The following is a 1,077-nucleotide window of genomic DNA, read 5'->3' as shown; positions in this document are numbered from 1 at the left end:
TTTGACCCCACGTTCGTTCTTCAAAGTGCGTGCACACGTTCAAAAACGCCTGTTTAAAACATTCTGCTTGGTTGTTGTCTTGATACCACACTGAACTTGGCTCAAGTAAGCAGCGATCAAAGTTTTGATAAAAGTCGATAAATAAACAGGTTTGTTCGCGTAAGTGTTTGGTGAGTTCTGGGCTAATTTGTTCGTCTTGAAATACAAGGTGGCGAAGCTCGGTGTAGAAACATTCAAATAGGTTTGCCGCAATCGAGTCTTTGTCGTAGCAGAGATCCCAATTCAGCAAGCTTTGTGCGAGCGGCTGATCTGAAAAATTCTCCTCTAATACTGGCTTGAGTACATCCATAAACTCCTTCGCTTGAAGCGAAAAGAGATCCATCTGAATTGCTTGCGTGCTTAATAAGTCTTGTTCTGCGTTTTGCGAGAGTAGGTCGTTAATACGACGTGCGCGATGATCCGCCATTGGCATATTGATGGGGGAGGTCTTGCCAAATTCATTCAAGTCTTGATTTGCTGTGACAAAATAGCCGCATTCAGGATTAAAGCTTCTGGGTAGATCTTCAATCGGATGAAAACCTTTCCAGTCGTAGCTTTTGTCCCAGCCTAAACCAGGTACAAAACCATTCCAGTTATTTTCACGGATCGGGCACAGACCTGACATTTGATATCCAATGTCGCCATGGCTATCTGCGATCACCCAGTTCCATGCGCTTTCAATCGCGCCCAAGTGTATTTGTGCTTCGGCTACGGTGCTCACGCTATTTAATGCGAATGCTGCATTTAGCGTGGTGGCGCCAGATTCAGCCGGCGCCCAATGCGTTGCAAGGTAATACCCTGTTTCGGTGGGCAATCCATCAAGAACACCATGATGGTTTTCGTAGAAGGTCTCGCGGTGGTCTGCGTGTTTTTTACGAGTAATTAGCTCCTCTCGCTGGGAGAACTTAAACCACTCATCTTCAACACGGTATTGCCCCTCTTTGCAGTCTTCGATCCAGCTGTCGACGGTATCTGCGAAGGTATAGGTTGCGCCCCAAGACAGTGTTTTATTTCTCCCGACCAGAAGGCCAGGTAAGC

Annotated in this window: 1 protein-coding gene; it reads right to left on the bottom strand. The window is 46.5% G+C overall.

Annotated features, from left to right (window positions below):
• A partial coding sequence (locus tag A3762_RS13615; protein ID WP_197469257.1) for a penicillin acylase family protein occupies window positions 1–1,077 on the bottom strand: 1,077 nt, incomplete at both ends.

It is taken from the genome of Oleiphilus sp. HI0125 (genome assembly GCF_001635355.1).
This window is presented reverse-complemented; position numbering and strand designations above follow the sequence as displayed.